The organism is Roseobacter sp. (genome assembly GCF_024639605.1).
Taxonomy (GTDB): domain Bacteria; phylum Pseudomonadota; class Alphaproteobacteria; order Rhodobacterales; family Rhodobacteraceae; genus Roseobacter.
In genome coordinates, this window is sequence record NZ_JAHEHZ010000023.1 from 1 (window position 1) to 24,555 (window position 24,555).

The window sequence follows — 24,555 nt, forward strand, 5'->3', positions numbered from 1 at the left end:
TCGACACACTGGAAGAAGCGAAACAGCTTTATGACTACGAAACCGACAGCTAGGAAGTATCGCATCCGGCGCACCGGTCCCGAGCCGGGCACGCGTCCGGCAGCTTCTGGTGACCAACAGCCGGCCGCACCACAACAGCAGCCGGCGCCGGTCACAAGACCAGCAGCAGGTGTTGCGCAACCCGGCAGGGGAATGCCCGGGCGCGAGGTTGCATCGGCGAAGGCTTCTCCCGAACGGCTGCCGGAAACAAACTCCAATGTACCGGCACGGCCTCAGGCACAGACACAGGCTGGCGCGCCGCCCAAAGCGCGTGCGCAGCAGACCGCCGCGAAACCTGCGGGCTCACCCGAAACCGTGGCGTTGCAGCTTGACGCAATCCGGCGCGAAGGTCTGACAGGACGCCAACTGCGCATGGCGCGGCGCATCGCTCACAAACACGAACTGGCGCCGACATCCGATTTTGACGCCGTGCGTTTGCTGCGGGCACGCGGTATTGATCCCTTTCAGCGCGCCAACATGCTCGAACTTGTTGTGCCGGGCGGCGAAGCGGCCGCAAAAGGGGCAACGGGAGCCGGCCAGGAGCCGACCGGTCGCATTCAGCTGCCCCAGACAGTGCCGGGTCCGTCCGAGACACTGCCGTCAACAAATGTGAGCCCTGCCGAACAGCGGAACCGCCAGATCTCGGAAATTCAGGCGGATATTTCGCGCCGGCGTCGCCGCAAAATGGTGATGCTGGTAAGCCGGCTGGCTGCTTTCGTGATGTTGCCCACGCTGATCGCCGGGATCTACTTTTTCTTTGTCGCAACGCCGATGTATGCAACCAAATCCGAGTTCCTGATCCTGCAGGCGGATGGCCAGGCCGGAGGTGCCGCCGCAGGTCTGCTGAGCGGGACGCAGTTTGCCACCTCTCAGGACAGTATCGCTGTGCAGTCCTATCTGCAGTCCAAAGACGCCATGCTGCGTCTGGACCGGGACATCGGATTCAAATCGCATTTCACGCAGCCCTGGATCGACCCCATTCAGCGTATGTCGGAAGACCCGACCAATGAGGATGCCTATCGCGCCTATCAGAAACGCGTGAAAGTCGGGTATGACCCGACCGAAGGTGTTCTGCGGATGGAGGTCGTTGCGGCCGATCCCGAAATCAGCGCGCGTTACAGTCAGGCTCTGATCGATTACGCTGAGGAACGCGTGAACAGTCTCAGCCAGCAAAAACGCGGTGACCAGATGGCCGAAGCAGAGAAAAGCTTCCGCCAGGCCGAGGAAGAACGCCGGGCGGCACAGGAAGCACTCGTAAATCTGCAGCTTCAGGGCGCGACGCTGGATCCGGAGGCGGTAATTGCCAGCCTGCGCCAGCAGATAACACAGGTCGAAATGCAGGTCCTCGAGAAAGAACTGCAGCTTGCCGCACTGCTTGATAACAGCCGGCCGAACCAGTCCCGTGTGGATGGTGCGCGCGGTGATATCCGTCGCCTGAATGAACAGCTCGAAGAGCTGAACGCCCGGATGACTGACGCCAGCCAGGGTGAAAACTCACTGGCACAGCTCAGCGTACGCAGCCAGATGGCGCAGGCCGATCTCGCCACCCGCGATATGCTGCTGCAGTCGGCGCTGCAGCAGATGGAACAGACCCGGCTCGAGGCAAACCGCCAGGTGCGGTATCTGACAACCAGCGTCAGGCCGGTGGCGCCTCAGGAGGCCAGCTATCCGCGCAGCTTTGAGAATACCATTCTCGCGTTCTTGATATTTGCAGGTGTCTATCTGATGGTGTCCCTGACAGCATCCATTCTCAGAGAACAGGTGACCTCCTGATATGACGCATGTATCCGTCGGCGATCTGACAATCGGCAATGATCTCCCGCTGACGGTCATCGCCGGGCCCTGCCAGCTGGAAAGCGAAGACCACGCGCAGATGATCGCCGGACGGATGAAGGAAGCGTGTGATGCTGCCGGCGCGCAATATGTGTTCAAAGCCTCCTATGACAAGGCCAACCGCACCTCGCTGAGCGGGATCCGGGGGCCGGGCATCGACGCCGGGCTCAGGGTTCTGCAATCGGTGGGGCGCGCCATCGGCGTGCCGGTGCTGACGGATGTTCACAACGAGGCGCAATGTGCGCTGGCGGCTGACGCTGTGGACATACTGCAGATCCCGGCGTTTCTCAGCCGCCAGACCGATATGCTGCTCGCTGCAGGGGCCACGGGCGCTGTGATCAACGTAAAAAAGGGCCAGTTTCTTGCGCCCTGGGACATGCCGAACATCGTCACGAAAATCGAATCCACCGGAAACAGGCGTATCCTTCTGACCGAGCGCGGAACGTCGTTTGGCTATAACGCGCTTGTTGCCGATATGCGCAGTCTGCCTCAGATGGCCCGAACCGGCTACCCGGTTGTTATGGACGCCACGCATTCGGTTCAGCAGCCGGGCGGCAAAGGCGGGTCAAGCGGCGGACAACGCGAATTTGCGCCTGTGATGGCGCGTGCTGCTGTGGCCATCGGTGTCGGCGCAGTCTTCATCGAGACCCATGAAGACCCGGACAAGTCGCCTTCAGACGGACCAAATATGATCTATCTGGACAAGATGCCGAAACTCATCGACACGCTGATGCAGTTTGACCGGCTTGCCAAAGCTTCACCACTGGAATTCTGAGCGCCCTGCGGTCAGAATTATCGCACCACCGGGTCCCGGGCAGTAATCCTGAGATGCGCGATTACTTCTGCAGACCGTAGCGGTTGTGATCAGTTATCAGCTCAATCGAAGAGCTTTTTGAACAACCGGTCTTTGATCTGATCTTCCAGTGAGCCGCCCGTTTCTCCGCCAAGCTCTTTGAGCAGCTTTTCCTTTGCTTTCTCCTCCAGTCTGTCCGTCTGTTCATCGATCTGCGCATCAAGAACGGCTTCGAGATCTGGCTGAACCGACACATCTGACCAGGGTCCGGTAAACCGGACCGGTATCGATATCCCCTGCCCGCTGCCGGCCCGCAGCGCAATTGGCGTCGCGGTGTAATCAACCACTTTCCTGCCGATCCCGACCGTGCCTTCGCCTGTGGCACGGTAGTTTGCGAGTTCCAGCAGCAGGTCCCGGTTGCTCAGCACACCTGATGCAATGGTCCAGGTTCCGGTCAGGCGGTCAAAGACGGTTGTGCCGCTGCCCGTTTGCCCGGACCGCATCAGCCGGTCGAGATCAATCCCCTCAATGGTGCCGCGCCCGATGTTAAGGCTGCCTTCACCAGAGAGCGAATTCATCATCGCATCAACCGAAGGGCCCGAGGCCAGAAAGCTCGTTTGCAGGTCACCTCCGCCGGTCAGCCGGCTCAGCCCGATCGCATCATCCAGAAGCCCCTGCAACTCGATGCCGTCCGCGCTCAGATCTCCGCCAACGGACAGCCCGCTTCGGTTATTTATGACAAAGCGACCGGTGACATTTCCGCTATAGGCCACAACATCGCGGAGCATGAAGACCATTCTGGAATTGTCGTTGCTCAGCACTGTCCGGGTTTTTCCGAGGCGGAACCGGCCCAGATCGATGCTTTCCGCGCTCAGCGCGATCTCACCGTTAAAAGATGAAAGTGCACCGGCATCAATCCGGTCCGTGGGCCAGCCGCTGCCTGACGGGGACGCCGTACCGCCGCCGACCGATGCGGCGCCACCCCCGCTCCCGGTACTGAGATCGCTCAGATCAAGCGGACCTGCATCCAGCCGGGCGTTAATCTGCGGCGTGCCGTTCAGACCGATATCAGCGGCCCCTGTCAGTCGGTTGCCACCCAGATCGGCAGAAAGTTCGCGCAGCGACAGCTGTCTGTCTGCGGTCAGCGTCAGCTGTGTCGTCAGATCAATCCTGGCGCCCAGTCTGGCAGGCAGAGCGACCGGCGGCAGGCCCAGCGCTTGCACAAAAGCGCTGGTGTCACTGGTGAAGACTTCAAAGCTGCCGGCAACCTCGCCTGCGGTACTTGCACGCCCTTCAAGGCTCACGTCACCAGGCCCTGCACTGATATCAATGCTGACATTGCGGGTCTCACCGGTGATAAATCCGGCAAACCCGTCGATCGTGGCCTTCGCAGTCACCGGTTCCCCGGCAGGGCGGAGCACGGCCACAAAATCAGCAGGTCCGAGCCGGTCCGGCCAGTCGAGCGTCAGATCCACGCCGGAATAAGAAATCAGATCGCTGCCTTCCGCATCATAAATCAGGGTCGCATCGGTGACCTCAAGACGCTGAATGCTGACTGCACGGGCCTCGCGTGCGGGCGATGTGCCGGTTTCGATCTGCGCTTCGCCGCTTGCGTCCGTGAACAGCCAGCTCGCCCGCCCGTCTGCTTTTTGTTCAAGACGGATGGTCGGACTTTGTGCCTCGATATTGGTGATCCGGATTTCCCCTCTGAGCAGCGCCAGAGCATCAACCCCGATGGCCGCACCGGAGGCCTGCAACATCGGGCCCTGCTCTGCCCAGCTGGCATTGCCAACCTCCAGCTCTCCCGCCCGCATCCCCAGCACCGGCCAGAGCGTGATACTGACACCGCTGACCGAAACATCCCGCCCGGTTGCTGCGCGCAGCTGGTCAGTGGCGATCTGTGCGATGCGGTCTGCCGGCAGAAAGAGTACGGATACAACAAGGACAAAGGCTAGCACCAGAACGAGCCCGATCAGCCGGAAGATCCACTTCATACCCTGCTCCTGTCCTTCAGAGAGCCCCTTTCCGGAGCGCATTAACTACATTATAGCCCGGTGCATGAGCACCAACCCGCCAGACCTGCGCCCTGATATCGCGCCAAAACCCCGCATGGCTGAACCCGCCCGCGCCGGCCAGCCGACGATCGGGATGGTCAGTCTTGGATGCCCCAAAGCGCTGGTGGACAGCGAGCGTATCCTGACCCGGCTGCGCGCAGAAGGCTATGCCATATCGCCCGATTATGCCGGTGCGGACGCCGTCATTGTCAACACCTGCGGTTTTCTCGACAGCGCCAAGGCCGAGAGCCTCTCTGCCATTGGCGAGGCGCTGACCGAAAACGGCCGCGTGATCGTCACCGGCTGTCTTGGTGCCGAACCCGAATATATCACCGGCGCGCATCCCAGAGTGCTGGCTGTGACCGGGCCGCACCAGTATGAACAGGTGCTCGATGCCGTGCATGTCGCCGTTCCCCCCAGCCCGGATCCGTTCATTGATCTGCTGCCCGCGCGCGGGGTCAGCCTGACGCCCCGGCATTTCAGCTATCTCAAAATTTCCGAGGGCTGCAATCACAAGTGCAAATTCTGTATCATTCCGGATATGCGTGGCAGACTGCAGTCACGGCCGGCGCATGCGGTGGTGCGCGAGGCTGAAAAGCTGGTTGAAAGCGGCGTGCGCGAATTGCTGGTCATCAGCCAGGACACCTCAGCTTACGGCGTCGATATCCGCCATGCCGAAGAGCGTGGTCACCGCGCGCATATAACCGATCTTGCGCGTGATCTGGGCTCTCTCGGGGCCTGGGTCCGGCTGCATTATGTGTATCCGTATCCGCATGTGCGACAGCTCATACCGCTGATGGCCGACGGCCTCGTGCTGCCCTATCTCGACATTCCGTTTCAGCACGCCCATCCGGAGGTGCTGCGCCGCATGGCGCGGCCTGCCGCAGCAGCGAAAACTCTCGATGAGATAGCCGCATGGCGTGATGTCTGCCCTGATCTGACGCTGCGCTCGACGTTTATCGTGGGCTATCCGGGCGAGACAGAGGCGGAGTTTCAGACCCTGCTTGACTGGCTGGATGAAGCGCAACTCGACCGGGTCGGATGCTTTCAGTACGAGAACGTCGATGGCGCGCGTTCAAACGCTCTGCCCGATCATGTCCCCGCGGAAGTCAAACAGGACCGCTGGGACCGTTTCATGGCAAAAGCGCAGGCGATCTCTGCCACGAAACTGGCGGCAAAAACCGGCCGGCGCATAGATGTGATTGTCGATGAGGTCGATGACGAGGCCGCCACCTGCCGCACGCAGGCGGATGCACCCGAGATCGACGGAAATCTCTTTATCGACGAGGATTTTTCATCCCTGAAGCCCGGCGACATCGTCACGGTGGAGGTGGAAGAGGCAAGCGAATACGACCTCTGGGGTCAGATCGTCGGATAACACCGGCGCCGGGGATGCTTTTGGTCGTGCCAGGTGCTAGGATCGCGAACAGCCACAAGCCACGGAGGGCCCGATGTCGGATGCACCAAAGATCGCGCAGAAAGGGCCCTTTGCCGTAGATGTTACGGAGGGCAAGGCGTATTTCTGGTGCACCTGCGGGCAATCCTCGAAACAACCCTTCTGTGACGGGTCGCACAAGGTCAGCGCGTTTAATCCGGTGAAGTACGTGGCTGAAGCGGATGAAAAGGTGTTTTTCTGCGGTTGCAAGCGTACCGGAAATCCACCTCTTTGCGATGGCGCGCACAACAAACTCTGATACCAGCTGACAGAAACCGTCAGCACAGTTTTGCCGCTGGTTGAAATTGTTCTCTTTTTGTTCTACATCGGTGTGAACACTGATACACAGAAAGAGGAACGGATCATGTCCCTGCAACCACAGTTCCCCGGTCTTTTTGCCCCCGAACAGGGTGCTTTGCCGCTGCATGCTCCTGAGCCGGGCAGTGAGAAACAGATCCGCTATGCCGAAGCGCTGGCGAAACGTACAGGCGCTCCGTTGCCAAAAGACCTTTTTGCGGACCGGAACCGTCTGTCAGACTGGATCGACGCACATAAGCCGCCCAAACCCACAGGCCAGTTTGCGGATTATCCGTCGTCCCGACAGGTGGCCTTTGCCGAACGCATATCGCGCGTCAGAAGGCGCGCCATTCCGGATGCGTGTTTCCGCGACAAGGCACTGATGTCCGGCTGGATCGATGCAAACCGTCCGCCGCGCGCAGGTTTGTCGCATCCGGTTGCTGCCCGCCGGCAATGACCTAGCTCTGATGCATGAACAAACCGACAGACCCCCGCCTGCGCGTTCTCTATAACGCCTCCTGCCCAATCTGCAGCCGCGAGATCGACCATTATGCGGCGCTCAGCGCCGAGCAGTCGCTGCCCCTCGCATTTGACGACCTGAATGATGCGGACACTCTCGAGCGCTGGGGTTTGACGCGCGAGGCGGCTGCGAAAAGGCTGCATGTGCGCAACGAAGGAGTTGTGAGCAGCGGTCTGCCCGCGTTTATCGCGATCTGGCGCGAAATTCCGCGTTACAAATGGCTCGCGCGGGTCGTTGGCGCACCGGTCGTGCGCCCCATTGCAGGCGCGGTGTATGACCTTGTGCTCGCGCCGTTACTCTGGCGATCTGACAGGATCCGGATGCGCAGGAACGGCTGTGACGCCGGGACCTGCGCCCCGGAAAAATAATCAGAGGCCGGCCGCCGTGCGACGCACCGTCTCGATGCGCTGCGCATTGGGCGGGTGGGTTCCGAGAAACCGGTCACCGGGATCGGGAATGCGGGCGAAAAACTGTGCACCGCGCAGCGGATTATAACCCGCTCGCGCGGTGATGACTGTGCCGAGCGCATCCGCTTCCAGCTCAAAGTCTTTGGAGTAGGTCCGCGCGCCGACAGCAGCGCCCTGACGCTGCGCTGTTTCGATCACATCGGGGTTGCCCCCCAGCAATACCGCAAGGCCCCCGGCGATGACCGCTCCCGCAACCGCGTTCTGCTGCTGGCGTGCGATATGGCCGCGTATGTGATGAGCCGCCTCGTGCCCCATGACAAAGGCCATTTCATCGGCATTTCGCGCATCGGCGATCAATGCCAGTGTAAAGGCGATGATCGGACGTCCGGATTTATCAAGCGTCTGAAAGGCGTTGGGCGGCTGGCCCGGACGGTCGTCCACCAGAATACGGAAATCGCAGTTCACCTGCCGGGTTCTCGCGCGACATTCGCGCTCGGCCACCGGCTCGACAGTGCGCACGACCTGGGCAAAGCTGCGCCCTGCGGCACTGGCGGAAATCCGCGAGGCCGTGGAGGATTCTGCCTGGGTCTGCTGGCGGGGCTGCGGGGCGGGTCCCTGCGTGGTTGTTACCTGACACCCTGCAAGCAGCATCGCGAAAAAGCAGGCGGCTGATCTCGTTACATTCATTCTTCGGCGTCCTTATGCCGTTACCATTACGTACCCGTTATATTAGTGCGTGCAGGCGCAGACGCCACCCCGTGCCGCGTGCTTTGTCGCACTTGTCTGCAGAGTGGCGTCATGTAAGCTGCCGTTCATGTTTACCATCGAGCACGAATTTGACGCTACAGTTGTAACTCTTGTCGACGAGGGCACTGCCCCGCTTCTGGAGGATGTAACCGTACATGTTACCGAAACCGACGTCCTGCTTAACCAGTATGATCCGCGCGTCGACCGGGTCATTTCCGTGCGGTTATCGCCCTGCCAGTGGCGCGATCTGACCGCGGCACTCAATCTGCCCGAAGGCGTTTACCGGGCAAAGTGACGGCAAGGCCCGTTGACCCGACCGGGTCGTCCTGTATTCCTGTGGCGAGGAGCAGCGGAGGGCGGCATGAGCACCGGGACAAATATCACCACATGGTTTGAAGGCCGGTGGCACAAAGACGACGTACCGGTCATGCGGGCTGCAGATCACGGAGCGTGGCTGGGCAGCGGTGTCTTTGACGGGGCGCGGATGTTTTCGGGCCGTGCGCCTGACCTGCTGGCCCATTGTGAACGCGTCAACCGCAGCGCGCACGCCCTGATGATCACCCCCACCGTGGCTCCGGAAGAAATGGTTGCGATCATTCGTGAAGGGCTGAAGCATTACGGCCCCGACGACGCGGTTTATATCCGGCCGATGTACTGGGGCATCCACGGGGATCTGACCGCCATTGTGCCATCCCGCGAAGAAACAGGTTTCGCGATCTGTCTTGAGCAGATCCCGATGGCCCCGGCGGATGCTTCGACGACGCTGGGCCGGACCCGTTTCCGGCGCCCGGTCCTTGAAGACAATGTCGTGAACGCCAAGGCCGGCTGCCTTTATCCCAACAATGCGCGCATGCTGACCGAGGTCCGTGCGCGCGGCTTTGCCAACGCGCTTGTGGCGGATGCTATCGGCAATGTGGCGGAATCCGCGACTGCGAATGTGTTCATGGTCCGGGACGGCGAAGTTCTGACGCCGGTTGCGAACGGCACCTTTCTGTCCGGGATCACACGGGCCCGGCACATCGCAAATCTGGCGCAGGACGGCACGCAGGTGCGCGAAAAAGTGCTGACTTTTGCCGACTTTGAAGCGGCCGACGAAGTGTTTCTTACAGGCAATATGTCAAAGATCACTCCGGTCACCGCCCTTGAGGACCGGCAGTATCAGATCGGTCCGGTCACACGGCGGCTGCGCGAAATGTACTGGGACTGGGCCGCCTCAGAGACTCTGTGAGTCAAGGGACATGGCCGACCGCACGAAAATCCCGCGGATTTCACGTGCTGATTTTTGCGAGAGCACCCCGTTTCTGATCTCATCCGGGGGCCAGAGCCAGGTTTCAGCGGGATCGTGGTGCATCGCCCAGTCCGGGAAAAGGCGCTCGTGCACTCTGGCCCTGACCAGCAGTTCGACCTCGGTGTGCCGGTCATCTTCTGTGATATGCTGAAAGATCTCCTCCGTCTTTCCCGTCGGCCCTTCCAGCAGCTGCAGATAGATATCCGACCGGCAGATCAGCGCGCCGGTGATATTGTACCGGGCATTGCGCAACCGTGCCGTCGCAAGAATTCCGGCAAGCACATCAAGGCTGTATCCGAACGGCCGCGAGGCATAAATGATCTGTTGCATCGGCATCGGCAGTCTCCTGAAACCATTTAACGCACAGCATTTATTTGCGCGGTGCCTCCCATGTGCGCTGGATAATAGCACAAGTAGTTTGCGATTGCGCCTTCCAATCGGAACCGCCATTATTGCGGCTAAAGGGGGCATCACATCATGCGCAAGTTTCTGGTCATCCTCGATGACAGCCGTGAATGCCTGAACGCCATGCGGTTTGCGGCCATGCGCGCGGCCAAAACCGGCGGTGGTGTGAGCATTCTGTCAATCATCCCGCCCGACGAGTTCAATCACTGGATCGGTGTGGGAGAAATGATGCGCGAAGAGGCGCGCGAGCGGATCGAAGTACATTACGAGGTCTTTGCCAAGTGGATGCGTGACCGCCAGGGGATTGAGCCCGAACTGATCATCCGCGAAGGTCAGGCCGTTGACGAGATTATGGCGCAGGTGCGTGAAGACGAAAGCATCGGAGTGCTTGTGCTTGGCGCAGGAAGCGACAAAAAGGGCCCGGGCCCGCTTGTGACGCATCTGTCGCGCATGGCTGGCGGACTGCCCATTCCGATCACCATCGTGCCGGGTGATCTGAGCAAAGAAAAACTAGAGGCGATTACCTGACCAACCGCGCGGTTCCCGCCCCTCCGGCACGGCCTCGGATGCACGGACGCATGTGCAGTTTAGAACGGTTCCAAACCTTGACTTAGCTTCGGTCAATCCGCATATCATGTGCAACCTCAGGAGAGAGCAGAATGTTTATTCAGACCGAATCCACCCCGAACCCCGCAACGCTGAAGTTCCTGCCCGGACAGACCGTTCTGGAAATGGGGACGGCCGATTTCCCGACGTCTGAGACCGCCGACAAATCCCCTCTGGCGATGCGCATCTTTGCCGTGGAGGGCGTCGCCGGCGTCTTTTTCGGGACCGATTTCGTGACGGTGACCAAAGCCGAAGCGGTGGACTGGGATCACATCAAACCCGCCCTTCTGGGCGCCATCATGGAACATTTTCAGTCCGGTCAGCCGGTGATGTCGGGTGATCATGCGCCTGCCTCCGGTCATGCTGAGCATACCGGTGAAGATGGCGCGATTGTAAGTCAGATCAAAGAGTTGCTCGACAGCCGGGTGCGTCCGGCCGTGGCGCAGGACGGCGGCGACATCACCTTCCACGGCTTTGACCGGGGTGTGGTGTATCTGCACATGCAGGGGGCCTGTGCCGGGTGCCCGTCCTCGACGCTTACGCTGAAAATGGGTATCGAGAACCTGCTTCGCCATTACATTCCAGAAGTGACCGAGGTCCGCCCGGTCGCCAGCTGAGGCGGGATGAGCTCTCGGCCGCGCGATCCTGTTCATTCAGGCCGGTGCTGTCACGTCACAATGAGCGTGACCGCCCCGGTGGCGGCATTTTCCCTTGCAGATGCGGAGACCCTGCCTGATCCCGGACCAGGGTTTCGCTTGTCAGACAGCGTCGACGGGGGGGTGCGCAAATTCGCGCACGGTGCGCCGCGCGCTGCGACTTTCGCGCACCTGTCCGGGCAGATTTGCATTTCCTTGAACAATCAGAGCGATTTTGCGGACATACCTCCGGACCTTCATTGTCACGCGCAAGCAGTACTGCGCCGGGTTTCGATGGACGACAGCGTGGAAAAGGCATCTGTCAGTGGCCGGGAGTCGCTGCGCCGCCCGTCCGGACAGTGGTGATCATGACCGGTCCGCTGACATTTGCCTTCGACACTTCGGGGCCTCACTGTGGTGCTGCATTGCTGACAGGAGAAACCCTGGTCGCTGCCGCCGTCGAAGAGATGGCAAAGGGCCAGGCGGAACGCCTGATGGACTTCTGTGCAGAGGTGCTCCGCGCCGGCGGCGCCCGATGGTCTGATCTCGACCGGCTTGCGGTTGGCACCGGGCCCGGCAATTTCACCGGTCTGCGGATTTCAGTGGCAGCAGCCCGCGGCCTCGCTCTGGGGCTTGGCATTCCTGCTATCGGCGTGAGCAATCTCGAGGCCCAGGCCTTCGGGTTTGACGGACCTGTTGTCTCTGCCCTCGATGCCCGGCGCGATCATTTTTACCTGCAAAGCTTTGGCATGCCGGTCCCGGTGCCGCCGCTGCTCTGCGACCTCGGGGCATTGCCTGCCAGCCTCAGGGGCGCGGCGCCGCTTTGCGTCGGCCACCGCGCAGCGGAGATTGCAGAGCAGACCGGCGGCAGCATCGCCCGGCAAACCCTGCCCGTAGCAGAGACAGTTGCCCGGGTGAGCATCACACGTGGCGATGACTGTCATCCGCGCCCCGCACCGCTCTATATCCGCCCTGCGGATGCGGCACCTGCCCGCGATGAACCACCGGTTATTCTTTCATGACGCCGGAAGAGGTCGCACGGATACATCAGGCCGCTTTTGCGCCGGACCGGGGGTGGCGTCCGCAGGAGGTGCGCGATCTGCTCCGTAATCCGCACGTATCGGTTCATGCAGTCACAGATGGCTTCGCGCTCGTGATGACCGTCGCCGGTGAGGCGGAGCTGATCTCCCTTGCCGTTCACCCTGAAGCACAGCGGGCGGGCCGCGGATCGCAGCTGATGCACCTCTGGATGACCGGCGTCGATGCACACACGGCCTTTCTTGAGGTGGCGGCGGATAATGCGGCAGCTCTGGCGCTTTATGCAGCGCACGGATTCGTTGTAACAGGGCGGCGGGCAGGCTATTACGCCCGCCCCGGGAGCGCTGCTGTGGACGCAGTGCTCATGAAGTCTGCGCTCAGGGCACCTGACGCGGCGGAAACGCCTGCGCCCGCGCCAAAAACCGGTTGACCCTGCCTTCGGTACAGGTCCTAATTTGCGCAGGATGAGAAAACATCTGCTCATATCGGGCGCTGCGCGTGAATTCCCGCGTTGCCGACGCCAAAATATAAACCGGGAGACACTGAATGACCCTTATGCAAAAATTCCTCGGCGCGAGCGCCGCCCTGGCGCTGAGCGCTGGTGCCGCGCTGGCCGACCCTGCCCTGATCTTTGATCTCGGCGGCAAATTCGACAAATCCTTCAATGAGGCCGCCTTTAACGGTGCACAACGCTGGGCAGAAGAAACAGGCGGCACGTTCCTAGAGATTGAACTGCAGTCCGAAGCACAGCGTGAGCAGGCTCTGCGCCGGTTCGCCGAATCGGGCGCCAACCCGGTTATCACAACAGGTTTCGCTTTTGCCGACCCGGTGAATGCGGTTGCCGGCGACTATCCTGACACCAAATTCGTGAATATCGACGGCTGGCTGCCGGAAGTGCCCCCGAATGTGCAGCTGATCGGCTTTCAGGAGCATCAGGGCTCGTATCTGGTCGGCATGATGGCGGCGATGGCGTCTGAAACAGGCACCGTTGGCTTTATCGGCGGTATGGATATTCCGCTCATTCGCCACTTCGGCTGCGGATACGCGCAGGGCGTCAAAGCGGTGAATCCCGACGCCACGGTGATCGCTAATATGACCGGCACGACACCTGCCGCCTGGAACGACCCGGTGAAAGGCTCCGAGCTCACCAAAGCCCAGATCAGCCAGGGCGCTGACGTTGTCTATGCTGCCGCCGGCGGCACAGGCGTGGGCGTTCTGCAGACTGCGGCTGACGAAGATATCCTGTCGATCGGCGTGGACAGCAACCAGAACCACCTGCACCCGGGTAAAGTACTGACGTCGATGCTCAAGCGCGTGGATGTCGCCGTTTATGAGACAATGAAGTCCGGCGGCGATGTCGAGACCGGTGGCTTTACGGTTCTGGGTCTCGCCGAAGACGGCGTGGGCTATGCGATGGACGACAACAACGCATCCCTGGTGACCGACGAAATGAAGGCCGCCGTTGAGGAAGCCCGCGAAAAGATCATCTCCGGTGAGCTTGAAGTCGTGGCCTATTACGCAAACGACAGCTGCCCAGCACTGGACTTCTGATCCGCAGCGCAGCAAGGCAAGGCTTAAAACAGGCCACGCCACCCGGCGTGGCCTGTTCCGGATTGGGGGTGGCTGATGGCCGATAAAGCGCCGGCAATTGAACTGAAAGGCATATCCAAAGCCTTTGGCCCGGTTCAGGCAAACAAGGACATATCGATCCGTGTCATGCCCGGCACGATCCACGGCATTATCGGCGAGAACGGCGCGGGCAAATCCACGTTGATGTCGATCCTCTACGGCTTTTACAAAGCTGACAAAGGCGAGATTTTCATCGCTGGCAATAAAACCGAAATCCCTGACAGCCAGGCCGCCATTGCGGCAGGCATCGGAATGGTGTTCCAGCATTTCAAACTGGTTGAGAATTTCACGGTTCTCGAGAATATCATTCTGGGCGCTGAAGACGGCAGGCTGCTGCGCCCTTCGCTTGCCAAGGCACGCAAAACGCTGCTGGAGCTTGAGCGGGAATACGGCCTGAACGTTGACCCTGACGCAGTGATCGAAGAGATCGGCGTCGGCATGCAGCAGCGCGTCGAAATCCTCAAAGCGCTCTACCGGCGCGCGGATATTCTGATCCTTGATGAGCCGACGGGTGTGCTGACTCCGGCTGAGGCAGATCAGCTTTTCCGCATCCTCGGGCGGCTGCGCGAGGAAGGCAAAACAATCATCCTCATCACCCATAAACTGCGCGAGATTATGGAAGCCACCGACACCGTGAGCGTCATGCGGCGCGGCGAAATGACCGCGACGGTGAAGACGTCCGAGACCTCCCCGGCAGAGCTCGCTGAGCTGATGGTCGGGCGCAAGGTCCTGTTGCGCGTCGATAAAACTCCAGCGACCCCCGGTGACGTGGTGCTGGACATCAAAGGCCTGAAAGTCGTGGATGATCAGGGGGTTGAACGCGTCAAAGGCATCGATCTTCAGGTGCGTGCGGGCGAGATTGTAGGCATCGCAGGTGTCGCCGGCAACGGCCAGTCAGAGCTACTGGAGGTGCTTGGCGGCTACGCGGATGCCACCGGCGAGGTTACGTTGAACGGTCAACCGCTGGATCTGAGCGGCCGGTACTCCGACGGACGTTCACGCCGCACGCGCGGCATTGGTCACGTGCCCGAAGACCGGCAGCGTGAAGGTCTGATTATGGATTTTTCGGCCTGGGAGAACACCGCCTTCGGCTATCACCGCTCAGACGCCTATCAGTCGGGCATGCTGCTCAACAACGCCGCGATCCGGAGCGATACCGAAGGCAAGATGGAACGCTTTGATGTGCGTCCCCCGGATCCCGCGCTCCCCGCCAAAAGCTTTTCCGGCGGCAACCAGCAAAAGATCGTGCTGGCCCGCGAGATCGAGCGTAACCCTGATCTGCTGCTTGTGGGGCAGCCCACCCGCGGCGTCGATATCGGTGCCATCGAATTTATTCACCAGCAGATCGTGGCCCTGCGCGATCAGGGCAAAGCTATCTTGCTGGTCTCGGTCGAACTGGAAGAAATCCTGGCGCTGGCGGACCGCGTGGCTGTGATGTTTGACGGTCATATTATGGGCGAGCGCCTCTCTGCGGAGACGGACGAGAAAGAACTGGGCCTTCTGATGGCCGGTGTGGAGGGCTGAACGGATGGATGTGGTGCCAAAGTGGGCTGAGGTCATTCTCGTGCCGCTCATCTCGCTGATGCTCGCGGCAATCCTCTCGGCGCTGGTCATTCTGGCGATCGGAGAAGACCCGGTGGCAGCGGTCAACCTGATGATCACGGGTGCACTCGGCAGCACCTATGGCTGGGGCTATACCCTTTATTACGCAACGAATTTCCTGTTTACCGGGCTTGCGGTTTCGGTCGCTTTTCATGCGGGACTCTTTAACATCGGCGGTGAAGGCCAGGCGATGCTGGGCGGGCTCGGCGTGGCGCTGGCCTGCCTTCTGGTGCCCTGGCCGCACTGGACCATCGCGCTGCTGGCTGCGACTGTGGCGGCAGGGCTTTTCGGGGCTGCATGGGCTGCGATCCCTGCGTTTTTGCAGGCCAGGCGCGGCAGCCATATCGTGATTACCACGATCATGTTTAACTTCATCGCTGCTGCCGTTCTCAACTACGTGCTGGTTAATCTGATGCGCCCTGCGGGCAGTATGGATCCGGCCACCGCGCGCTTCCCCGAGGCGGTTCACCTGCCCACGCTGCACGACATACTGGGTGTTGTCGGCATCGAGTTCTCCAAATCGGCTCCTGCGAATGTGACCTTTCTCATCGCCATTCTGGCTTGCGTACTGGTCTGGCTGCTGCTTTGGCGCACCTGGCTCGGGTATGAAATCCGCAGCTATGGCAAATCTGAATCAGCAGCGAAATACGCCGGCATCTCACCCTTTGCCATCACCATGATTGCAATGCTGATATCCGGCGGGCTGGCGGGTATGATGGCGATCAACAACGTCATGGGCGAGGCCGAACGGCTGGTGCTGAACGCTGTCGAGGGCGCTGGTTTCATCGGAATCGCGGTGGCGCTGATGGGTCGCAACCATCCGTTCGGCGTGTTTCTGGCAGCGATCCTCTTCGGATTTCTCTATCAGGGCGGGGCGGAACTGGCACTCTGGACGTCGATCCCGCGGGAGCTCATTGTCGTCATCCAGGCGCTGATTATCCTCTTTACCGGCGCGCTCGATAATATGGTGCGCATGCCGCTGGAGCGTCTTTTTCTGATGATCCGCCGGGGGAACGCCTGATGGATTTTCTCACTGTCATCCAGCTTCTCGACAGCACGGTACGGCTTGCCACGCCGCTTCTGCTGGCCTGTCTGGCCGGGCTCTTCTCCGAACGTGCCGGTATTTTCGACATCGGGCTTGAGGGGAAAATGCTGGCGGCTGCGTTTTTCTCAGCCGCTGTGGCCGCTCTCACCGGATCAGTCTGGATTGGCCTGCTGGCCGGTATCGGGGCATCGGTGGCGCTCAGTCTGCTGCACGGTCTGGCGTCGATCACCTTTCGCGGCAACCAGCTCATCTCGGGTGTGGCGATTAATTTTCTGGCTGCAGGCCTGACCGTACTTATAGCACAGGACTGGTTTTCGCAGGGCGGTCGCACGCCGTCGCTTATGGGTGGCGCGCGGTTTGAGCCGATCACCCTTCCCTTCGCCGATGCTCTGGCAGATGTTCCCGTCGTCGGACCCGTCTATGCCGAGCTGATTTCAGGCCATTCAGTCCTCGTGTATCTCGCGTTTCTGACGGTGCCGGTGACCTGGTGGGTACTCTTTCGTACGCGTTTCGGCCTGCGCCTGCGCGCGGTTGGCGAAAATCCGGCGGCGGTCGATACGGCGGGCGTCTCGGTCATCGGGCTGCGCTATGCCGCGGTGGTGATCTGCGGTGTGCTCTGCGGCATTGCCGGCGCTTATCTTTCCACCGCCCTGCAGGCCGGTTTCGTCAAAGACATGTCTGCCGGGCGCGGCTTTATCGCGCTTGCGGCATTGATTTTCGCAAAATGGCGGCCCTGGCACGCGCTCTATGCCACGCTGCTCTTTGGCCTTTTCGGGGCACTGGAAACCCGACAGGACGTAATTACCGCAGTGATCGGGATCAAGGTCCAGGGCCAGGTGCTCGGGGCTCTGCCCTATGTCATGACCGTCATAATCCTCGCCGGTTTCGTCGGCAAAGCAATCCCGCCGCGCGCGGGGGGAGAACCCTACGTAAAAGAACGCTGACGGATAAGGCCAGTTTGACGATTGCGTCAGTCCTGTTTTCTGCACAGCGGCAAGACCATTGATTTTGACGCCAGCGAGGCCTAACACAAGCCATGCAAATTTACCTGCCCATCGCCGAGGTTTCGGTCAATGCCTTTCTCTTGCTGGGCCTTGGTGGGATCGTTGGCGTGCTGTCGGGCATGTTTGGAGTGGGCGGCGGGTTCCTGATGACACCGCTGCTGTTCTTTATCGGCATCCCGCCCGCAGTGGCCGTCGCAACCGAGGCCAATCAGATCGTGGCCTCGTCTTTTTCCGGCGTGCTTGCGCACCTGAAACGAAAGACGGTGGATCTCCGAATGGGCACCGTGCTGCTCATAGGCGGCCTCATCGGTGCCGCCCTGGGCGTCATTGTTTTTAATTACCTCAAGGCGATGGGTCAGGTCGATCTGCTGGTCAAGCTTTGTTATGTGGTTTTCCTCGGCGTCATCGGCGGGCTGATGTTTTTCGAAAGCCTGCGTGCGATCCGCAATACCAAGCGCGGAAAGGCGCCTCAGCGCAAGAAACACAACTGGATTCACGGGCTGCCCTTCAAGATGCGCTTCCGTGTTTCGGGCCTTTATATCTCCGTTATACCGCCTGTACTGGTCGGGATCGCCGTTGGCATTCTTGCGGCGATCATGGGTGTGGGCGGCGGTTTCATTATGGTACCCGCGATGATCTATCTGCTGGGCATGCCCACCAAGGTCGTGGTCGGCACATCACTCTTTCAGATCATATTTGTGACCGCTTTCACAACGATGCTGCACGCGACGACGAACTTCACCGTCGACGTGGTGCTGGCGGTACTTTTGCTGGTCGGCGGTGTCATCGGCGCGCAGATCGGCACACGGATCGGTGTCAAGCTGAAAGCAGAACAGTTGCGTATTCTGCTGGCAATTATGGTGCTGGCAGTCTGCGGCAAGCTCGCGCTGGATCTGCTGATCATGCCTGCGGAGCTCTATTCCATAGCGGAAGGAGGGCATTGATGCGTATCGCAGCCTTTCTTCTGGCACTGGTCGCCGGCCTGCCCGCACTGGCGGAAGAAGTGGTGCTCGGACTGAGCAAAGACACTGTTTCGATCAACACCAGCTTTGATGGCTCCGAGATCCTTATCTTTGGCGCAGTCAAACGCGAGGCCCCTATTCAGGATGATCCACGGCTTCAGGTCATCGTGACTGTCTCGGGCCCTGTAGAGACCTTTACCGTGCGCCGGAAGGAAAAACGGTTCGGAATCTGGGTGAACACTGATGCCGTCGAAGTCGACAGTGCGCCGAGCTTTTATGCTGTCTCAAGCAGCACGGTGCTGGGTCTGTCCATCAGCGATACCGAAGATCTGCGCCACAAGGTTTCAATACCCCGCGCGATCCGCTCAGTGGGGGCGCCGGATACCATTGCGGATGCCACCCGGTTCACGGATGCGCTGATCCGGATCAAATCGCGGTCTAATCAATACCAGCTCAATGAAGGAACGGTCAGCGTTGATGAGCAGACGTTGTTTCGCACGGCCATCGAACTGCCTGCCGCCCTCACCGAAGGTGACTATCAGACCCGCATTTTCCTGACCCGCGGGGGTGAGGTGATATCACAGTACGAAACCAGCATCTATGTCCGCAAGGTGGGACTCGAACGCTGGCTTTTTCGGTTGTCGAGGGAAAATGCGCTGATGTACGGCCTGATGTCGCTGGCCATTGCGATCGGTGCCGGCTGGGCGGCCTCGGCCGTGTTCCGGATGTTCCGCGCCTGAGCCTAACCGCGCCCTATATAGGGCATCGTGGTCGCCATCACCGTCATGAACTGCACATTCGCTTCCGCCGGCATGCCAGCCATGTGCAGCACTGAACGGGCAGCGTTCGATACATCCATCGTTTCAGTGCCCGGCTGCGTCTTTTTCAGCTCTGCCAGCAGCGCTGTTTCGGCGTTGCCGATATCGATCTGCCCGCAGGCGATGCCAAACGGCCGCCCGTCCAGCGACAGCGTTTTGGTCAGCCCGGTCACTGCGTGTTTGGTCGTGGTGTAGCACACAGAATTCGGACGCGGGACATAGGCCGAGAGCGACCCGTTGTTGATGATCCGCCCGCCCTGCGGGTCCTGCCGGCGCATCTGCCCGAATGCGAGGCGCGCGGCAATGAACATGCCGCCAATGTTGACGTTCATTACCTGAGTCCAGTCGTCCAGACTGATCTCGTCGATAGTTCCCGGTGTGCCGAACAGACCCGCGTTGTTGAAGAGCACATCAAGGTGACCGAAACTGTCAAAAGCCACCTGCATTCCGGCAGCATCGGTCACATCGGCAGGCATTGGCACGGCGTTGCTGTAGCCCTCTGCCAGAGCCTCCAGTGGTTCGGGGCGGCGGGCGATCAGACCCACGCGCCAGCCCTCCCGGAGGAAGAGCTCAGCGGTGGCATGGCCGATGCCGGAACTGGCCCCGGTGATGATGATCGATTTCATAGTGTTTCCTCCGGGTCGGGTTGATACAGGGTAAGCGGTGCGGCCGGCACCGCGCGCAGATCGTCAACGCGCAGCGCGCCTGAGGGTTTGGCCAGCCGGTTTCGCACTACCCAGATCAGCCGTTCCTGCGCACGTGTGATCGCGACATAAGCAAGACGCTTCCAGAGCGGCTGCCCTGCCTCGGAACGCCCCATACGGGCGGCGGCATAAAGATCCGGCGCAAAGACCTGAACGGTATCCCACTGGCTGCCCTGCGCCTTGTGGATCGTCACGGCGGCCCCATGCAGAAAGGTGGCACCCATGCTGGCGGCGAAGGGAATAAAGGGCTCCTCCTCGCCGGGCTTTTCGATTTTTACGATGGAGGCCGCAGACACCTGCGGGTCTTCGGCGCCCATCACATGCAGGCGGCTGAAGCCGCGCTTGCGGCCCTCACCGAGGTAGATTACCTGCGCGCCTTTGATAAGACCGCGTGCCTCCAGATCCAGCCGTTTCTTGCGATGTTTGAGCGGCAGTTCCAGCCCGTCGCAAATCAGCGGCTCGCCCTCCAGCAGTGAATCCTCAGGCGCACCGTGCACGTTGCGAAACGCATTGATCAGCCGGATGCGCGTGGCGTTGCGCCAGACAAGCACCGGGCTGCGCGCCATCAGATCGACCTCGACACGGCTGCCCCAGACCACCCGCTCGTCACGGGCTGCGGTTTCCTCGATCATGCGCTCAAACTGCTCAAACTGCAGGTCAGGATCCGAGAGTGCGTGAGCGAGATCAAGGATCGGGTTGTCGGCGTCCTGCCGGTGGATGCGGCTGAGGGTCAGCACACGTCTTTCGGGCAGCTTGTCGAAGACCATGGTGCCTGACTGGTTCACCGGGGCCAGCTGCGCAGGATCGCCAAAAAGCAATAACGTCGGAAATATCTCCTGCAGATCCTCGAACTGCCGGTCATCCAGCATGGAGGATTCATCGATAAACCCGATGTCGAGCGGCTCTTCCCGGCGTTTCCAGCCAGTGATGAAATCCGACCCGCGCAGGCCAGCCGCCGCCAGAGCCCCGGGGATCGACTTGTTACCGGCATAAAATGCTTCTGCGCGGTTGAGCGCTTCGGGCGTCAGCCCGTCGATCTCGGGCCTTTCGCCATTGCCTGCCAGCCACTCGGCAATGCGTTCATATTCCGGGTCATACACAGGCGTGTAAAGTATACGGTGGATGGTCGTCGCGGGCACCCCGCGCAGACGCAGGACGGACGCGGCCTTATTCGTTGGCGCAAGGATTGCAAGCGTGCGTTTGTCTTTGCGTTTACGGCTTTCATAATCGCCTGAGACAACCTCGACACCGGCTTCCTGCAGCGCCTTGTAAAGCTCGGCCAGCAGCATCGTCTTGCCTGATCCGGCCTTGCCGGTCACCGCGAGAACGGAAGCATCAGTGCCCTTGGGCGGCATCAGCAACTGGTCATCCAGGTTGACGCCGGCGCTACGCAGAAGCTCGGCAACGCTGTCATAGGCCTGTGCCTGGTCGTCGGAAAATGTCAGGGCGGGGACGGTCATGGCGCGACCCTACAGGGGGTCCGCGCCGGGGGCCAGACGTGTCGTACTGCGACGCCCCGCCAGCAGAAAACGCCCGGCCCCGGTTGTATCGCCGCTCAGCCGGTGCGCGCGAGACCAGGCGCGGAAACGGTGCCGAAAGCGCGCTCAAACCACATGCGAGACATCTTTGGTGAGATGCCGGCACGCCGGGCGACTTTCGCCTGCGCGTCCGGGCTGAATTCCCAAAGGCCGACGCTGATCCGGTCGCGGCCTTCACCCTGGCTGCCAAGCAACTCAGGCGAGGAGCCGATCATCCGGTAGATGCGGACCATGCGGGCGTCAAAGACACCGACGAAATGGCGCACGCCAAAGCCGTTCATGATCTCGCCACCGCCAAGCATCAGAGCCGCCGCGACAGTCCCGGGTGCATCGCGGTTCAGACAAAAGCGCGTGCATTCCCAGATCAGAGGGCTGGTGATCGTGCCCCCGCCCATAAGGTCAGTGAAATGATCGTTTACCATTGTGCGTTCGGTCGTCGGCAGAAACCGCATCGAGCCGCCGTGGGTGCCATCGGGCTTTTCCCAGATCACATAAAGCGGGTTCAGCGTATCGTATTCGTCTTTTTCCAGACCATCGGAATCAATTGAAACGTCCCAGGCCAGCCGGGTTTTAAACTGATCGGCACGGTCGCGGAACATGGTTTCCGACAGAAGCGGGAACTGCGAAAGCTGGTCTGCGTAGAGATAGCGAAGCATCGTGTCATTTCCTTCGGTTGCGGGGAGTGCATGACCGGGAGGATGACGGAGCGGTGCTTAATGCCTGCCAACCTGGCAGAGCGCGCCGGTAACACTTACCGGCAACGTCACGGTGCTTTTCAGACCACAATCACGCCCCTTGTCAGGGCGCGGGCGACCGCGTGTGTGGTGTTGGTCGCGCCCAGTTTGAACCGGGCGCTTTCGATATAAACCCGCAGCGTATGCTCGGAAATCGACAGAGTTTCAGCTACTTGCGCCCGGTTGTATCCGATCGCAAGGAGGGTGAGTGCATCAGTCTCGCGCGGCGACAGTGGCTGATATTGTTCGGGCGCTTTGTTGGGTTCGAACTCCAGCGCCTTCTGGTTAAAATAATGCGCGACAAGGATGAGTTCGCGCCTGTTCTTTTCTGTAAATCCTGCCCAGACATCGTCGTCGCAGGTGTGATTAACGGTAAAGAGCGCAAACTGCCCGTTCGGTCCTCTGATAGGAATTGAGTACCCCTGATTTCCTATGCCGTATTCCAGCGATTCCCGTTGCAGAGCCCGGGCGGCCTTGCTTGACCAGTCGAGGCTTTTCCAGTCCACCGGATGAAACCGCTGGTAGCATCCGATAACCACCGGGTCGATGCGCAGATAGTTCTGCTCCTGATAGCGTTCAGCCCATTCGAGGGGATACGTGCCGTAGCCATACTGTGCACCAGCGCTGTCGACCCAGTGATACACCATGTTGTCGACCCGGAAGTGCGATCTGAGGTCGACGATGGCATCCTGAATACCTTCAAGCGTGTCCGCTTGCTCCAGCCCCGCCAAGACCGTCTCCACTACCTTCGAATTCGCTTCCATTCGCCACGCCTTGCGTCTTTTCGAGAAGGGCTGCGATTTCGGCCAGGGCAACAATTGCGGTATCGTCGAGCTGCTCGGCAAGCACCGGCAGATCGTTCGCTGTCGCAAACGTTTTAAGGTCCGTCAGTACGTCCAAAATCCAATCACTTCGCATAGCAGGTTCGCCTCTTAAAGGTTAATGAAGTATTAACACAACTCTAACATGTAATAACTCTGGTTGAAAATTCGCGTTTATTTACTCCCCAGAAATAGCGAGGGCGCGTATTGTAAGTGATTGATACTATGTAGCGTCACACGCATAACGTGCAAAACCCTGCGAGCCGACATTGCGATTCGCAGGGCATTCCGGCAGTCACCGCATTGCGTCACCCTTAACGAGGTGCCTCGAGCGTGTCCTCCAGGGTGCGCAGCCCTGTGGTAGGTGCCTGAACCAGCACCGACATGTTGCCGGGCTTATGTTCATTACGCATCATCTTCATATGCGCCTCCGGCAGATCAGCCCAGGTAAAGACTTCGGACATGCACGGATCGAGACGCCGCTCGAGCATCAGCTTGTTGGCCGCACTCGCCTGTTTGAGATGTGCGAAGTGGCTGCCCTGCAAACGCTTCTGATGCATCCACATGTAGCGCACGTCAAAGGTCAGGTTGAACCCGGTGGTACCTGCGCAGATCACCACCATACCGCCCTTTTTCACAACGAAGGTCGATACCGGAAAAGTGGATTCACCCGGATGCTCAAACACCATGTCGACGTTTACACCCTTCCCGGTGATTTCCCAGATCGCTTTGCCGAATTTACGGGCCTCGGTGAACCAGGTGGCATATTCAGGTGTATTGACCGTGGGCAGCTGTCCCCAACAGTTAAAATCCTTGCGGTTCAGAACGCCCTTGGCGCCGAGATCCATTACGAACTGCCGTTTGCTCTCGTCTGATATGACACCGATGGCATTGGCACCCGCGGTGTTTATCAGCTGGATCGCATAGGAACCGAGCCCGCCGGACGCCCCCCAGACCAGCACGTTCTGGCCGGGTTTCAGGTCATGCGGCTCATGTCCGAAAAGCATCCGGTAGGCTGTGGCGAGGGTCAGTGTATAACAGGCTGCCTCTTCCCAGGTCAGGTGTTTGGGACGGGGCATCAGCTGCTGGCTCTGCACACGGGTGAACTGAGAGAAAGAGCCATCCGGCGTTTCATAGCCCCAGATCCGCTGGCTGGGTGAGTACATCGGATCGCCGCCGTTGCACTCCTCATCGTCACCGTCGTCCTGGTTGCAGTGGATGACAACCTCGTCACCCACCTTCCAGCGCGTGACGCGATCGCCAACGGCCCAGACGATGCCCGAGGCATCCGAGCCTGCAATATGATAGGGTTGCCGGTGCCCGTCAAAGGGGCTGATCGGCACGCCAAGTGCGGCCCACACACCGTTGTAGTTCACCCCGGCGGCCATCACGAGGACCAGTACGTCCTGGCTGTCGAGTTCGGGCACATCGACCACTTCCTGCAGCATCGCCTTGTCAGGCTCACCATGCCGCTCGCGCCGGATTGCCCAGGCGTACATCTGTTTGGGCACGTATCCCATCGGCGGCATTTCACCAACCTCATAGAGGTCTTTCTCCGGGGCTTCATATTGCGCGACGGTCGTATCCAGTGCCATGCCAGT

General features: G+C 60.3%; 26 protein-coding genes. 18 read left to right on the forward strand and 8 right to left on the reverse strand.

All coding sequences use genetic code 11. The features are described from left to right. Positions 1 to 30: 30 nt before the first annotated feature. Positions 31 to 1,812, forward strand: coding sequence for a capsule biosynthesis protein (locus Q0M35_RS04960; protein ID WP_295313145.1), 1,782 nt, complete (start codon positions 31 to 33; stop codon positions 1,810 to 1,812). Position 1,813: 1 nt separating this feature from the next. Beyond that, complete coding sequence (kdsA, locus tag Q0M35_RS04965) at positions 1,814 to 2,647, forward strand: 3-deoxy-8-phosphooctulonate synthase (protein WP_295313113.1); 834 nt, start codon at positions 1,814 to 1,816, stop codon at positions 2,645 to 2,647. 101 nt (positions 2,648 to 2,748) lie between these two features. Here the strand turns inward: kdsA and Q0M35_RS04970 are convergent, their stop codons facing one another. Beyond that, positions 2,749 to 4,659, reverse strand: a complete 1,911-nt coding sequence (locus tag Q0M35_RS04970; protein ID WP_295313114.1) for an AsmA family protein — start codon at positions 4,657 to 4,659, stop codon at positions 2,749 to 2,751. A gap of 64 nt (positions 4,660 to 4,723) precedes the next feature. On the opposite strand from Q0M35_RS04970, the gene rimO reads away from it, so the two are divergent. The 4 genes from rimO (at position 4,724) to Q0M35_RS04990 (ending at position 7,339) form a co-directional block, all read left to right on the forward strand. After that, positions 4,724 to 6,097, forward strand: coding sequence for a 30S ribosomal protein S12 methylthiotransferase RimO (rimO, locus tag Q0M35_RS04975; RefSeq protein ID WP_295313115.1), 1,374 nt, complete (start codon positions 4,724 to 4,726; stop codon positions 6,095 to 6,097). A 73-nt stretch (positions 6,098 to 6,170) separates the two neighbouring features. Next, positions 6,171 to 6,413 carry a CDGSH iron-sulfur domain-containing protein gene (locus Q0M35_RS04980; protein WP_295313116.1) on the forward strand — a complete coding sequence of 81 codons (243 nt, stop codon included), beginning with the start codon at positions 6,171 to 6,173 and terminating at the stop codon, positions 6,411 to 6,413. 105 nt (positions 6,414 to 6,518) lie between these two features. Beyond that, positions 6,519 to 6,908, forward strand: coding sequence for a hypothetical protein (locus tag Q0M35_RS04985; RefSeq protein WP_295313117.1), 390 nt, complete (start codon positions 6,519 to 6,521; stop codon positions 6,906 to 6,908). 14 nt (positions 6,909 to 6,922) lie between these two features. After that, positions 6,923 to 7,339, forward strand: a complete 417-nt coding sequence (locus Q0M35_RS04990) for a thiol-disulfide oxidoreductase DCC family protein (RefSeq protein ID WP_295313118.1) — start codon at positions 6,923 to 6,925, stop codon at positions 7,337 to 7,339. Here Q0M35_RS04990 and Q0M35_RS04995 read toward each other — a convergent pair whose 3' ends face one another. Further along, positions 7,340 to 8,065: a M48 family metallopeptidase gene (locus tag Q0M35_RS04995; RefSeq protein ID WP_295313119.1), complete on the reverse strand. Its 726-nt coding sequence runs from the start codon at positions 8,063 to 8,065 to the stop codon at positions 7,340 to 7,342. 127 nt (positions 8,066 to 8,192) lie between these two features. Between Q0M35_RS04995 and Q0M35_RS05000 the strand changes: the two genes are divergently transcribed. After that, positions 8,193 to 8,420: a hypothetical protein gene (locus Q0M35_RS05000; protein WP_295313120.1), complete on the forward strand. Its 228-nt coding sequence runs from the start codon at positions 8,193 to 8,195 to the stop codon at positions 8,418 to 8,420. A gap of 66 nt (positions 8,421 to 8,486) precedes the next feature. Beyond that, positions 8,487 to 9,353, forward strand: coding sequence for a branched-chain amino acid aminotransferase (locus Q0M35_RS05005; RefSeq protein ID WP_295313121.1), 867 nt, complete (start codon positions 8,487 to 8,489; stop codon positions 9,351 to 9,353). Here the strand turns inward: Q0M35_RS05005 and Q0M35_RS05010 are convergent. Beyond that, entirely contained in the window at positions 9,339 to 9,749 is a 411-nt protein-coding gene (locus Q0M35_RS05010) for a BLUF domain-containing protein (protein ID WP_295313122.1), read from the reverse strand. The genes Q0M35_RS05005 and Q0M35_RS05010 overlap by 15 nt on opposite strands. A 141-nt stretch (positions 9,750 to 9,890) precedes the next feature. On the opposite strand from Q0M35_RS05010, the gene Q0M35_RS05015 reads away from it, so the two are divergent. The 10 genes from Q0M35_RS05015 (at position 9,891) to Q0M35_RS05060 (ending at position 19,079) form a co-directional block, all read left to right on the forward strand. Next, positions 9,891 to 10,346, forward strand: coding sequence for a universal stress protein (locus Q0M35_RS05015; protein WP_295313123.1), 456 nt, complete (start codon positions 9,891 to 9,893; stop codon positions 10,344 to 10,346). A gap of 131 nt (positions 10,347 to 10,477) precedes the next feature. Then, positions 10,478 to 11,041, forward strand: coding sequence for a NifU family protein (locus tag Q0M35_RS05020; protein ID WP_295313124.1), 564 nt, complete (start codon positions 10,478 to 10,480; stop codon positions 11,039 to 11,041). 386 nt (positions 11,042 to 11,427) lie between these two features. Beyond that, positions 11,428 to 12,081 carry a tRNA (adenosine(37)-N6)-threonylcarbamoyltransferase complex dimerization subunit type 1 TsaB gene (tsaB, locus tag Q0M35_RS05025; protein ID WP_295313125.1) on the forward strand — a complete coding sequence of 218 codons (654 nt, stop codon included), beginning with the start codon at positions 11,428 to 11,430 and terminating at the stop codon, positions 12,079 to 12,081. Further along, positions 12,078 to 12,527 (forward strand): GNAT family N-acetyltransferase, encoded by a 450-nt coding sequence (locus Q0M35_RS05030; RefSeq protein WP_295313126.1) that lies wholly within the window; start codon positions 12,078 to 12,080, stop codon positions 12,525 to 12,527. Before tsaB ends, Q0M35_RS05030 begins: the two co-directional genes overlap by 4 nt. Before the next feature lie 116 nt (positions 12,528 to 12,643). Next, positions 12,644 to 13,648: a BMP family ABC transporter substrate-binding protein gene (locus tag Q0M35_RS05035; protein ID WP_295313127.1), complete on the forward strand. Its 1,005-nt coding sequence runs from the start codon at positions 12,644 to 12,646 to the stop codon at positions 13,646 to 13,648. A 75-nt stretch (positions 13,649 to 13,723) separates the two neighbouring features. Then, a complete protein-coding gene (locus Q0M35_RS05040; protein ID WP_295313128.1) occupies positions 13,724 to 15,250 on the forward strand; it encodes an ABC transporter ATP-binding protein in 1,527 nt (508 codons plus the stop codon). Positions 15,251 to 15,254: 4 nt separating this feature from the next. Further along, positions 15,255 to 16,349, forward strand: a complete 1,095-nt coding sequence (locus Q0M35_RS05045) for an ABC transporter permease (protein ID WP_295313129.1) — start codon at positions 15,255 to 15,257, stop codon at positions 16,347 to 16,349. After that, a complete protein-coding gene (locus Q0M35_RS05050) occupies positions 16,349 to 17,317 on the forward strand; it encodes an ABC transporter permease (RefSeq protein WP_295313130.1) in 969 nt (322 codons plus the stop codon). The genes Q0M35_RS05045 and Q0M35_RS05050 overlap by 1 nt, the downstream gene beginning before the upstream one ends. A gap of 92 nt (positions 17,318 to 17,409) precedes the next feature. Then, positions 17,410 to 18,321 (forward strand): sulfite exporter TauE/SafE family protein, encoded by a 912-nt coding sequence (locus Q0M35_RS05055; RefSeq protein WP_295313131.1) that lies wholly within the window; start codon positions 17,410 to 17,412, stop codon positions 18,319 to 18,321. Next, positions 18,321 to 19,079, forward strand: coding sequence for a TIGR02186 family protein (locus Q0M35_RS05060; RefSeq protein WP_295313132.1), 759 nt, complete (start codon positions 18,321 to 18,323; stop codon positions 19,077 to 19,079). Before Q0M35_RS05055 ends, Q0M35_RS05060 begins: the two co-directional genes overlap by 1 nt. Positions 19,080 to 19,081: 2 nt before the next feature. Here the strand turns inward: Q0M35_RS05060 and Q0M35_RS05065 are convergent, their stop codons facing one another. The 5 genes from Q0M35_RS05065 to ccrA form a co-directional block, all read right to left on the reverse strand. Continuing rightward, positions 19,082 to 19,783 (reverse strand): SDR family oxidoreductase, encoded by a 702-nt coding sequence (locus Q0M35_RS05065; protein ID WP_295313133.1) that lies wholly within the window; start codon positions 19,781 to 19,783, stop codon positions 19,082 to 19,084. Then, complete coding sequence (locus Q0M35_RS05070) at positions 19,780 to 21,321, reverse strand: AAA family ATPase (RefSeq protein ID WP_295313134.1); 1,542 nt, start codon at positions 21,319 to 21,321, stop codon at positions 19,780 to 19,782. Before Q0M35_RS05070 ends, Q0M35_RS05065 begins: the two co-directional genes overlap by 4 nt. Positions 21,322 to 21,416: 95 nt before the next feature. After that, positions 21,417 to 22,055 carry an acyl-homoserine-lactone synthase gene (locus Q0M35_RS05075; RefSeq protein ID WP_295313135.1) on the reverse strand — a complete coding sequence of 213 codons (639 nt, stop codon included), beginning with the start codon at positions 22,053 to 22,055 and terminating at the stop codon, positions 21,417 to 21,419. Between the two features lie 119 nt (positions 22,056 to 22,174). Continuing rightward, positions 22,175 to 22,897: a LuxR family transcriptional regulator gene (locus Q0M35_RS05080; protein ID WP_295313136.1), complete on the reverse strand. Its 723-nt coding sequence runs from the start codon at positions 22,895 to 22,897 to the stop codon at positions 22,175 to 22,177. 371 nt (positions 22,898 to 23,268) lie between these two features. Continuing rightward, positions 23,269 to 24,549 carry a crotonyl-CoA carboxylase/reductase gene (ccrA, locus tag Q0M35_RS05085; protein WP_295313137.1) on the reverse strand — a complete coding sequence of 427 codons (1,281 nt, stop codon included), beginning with the start codon at positions 24,547 to 24,549 and terminating at the stop codon, positions 23,269 to 23,271. Positions 24,550 to 24,555: the final 6 nt, after the last annotated feature.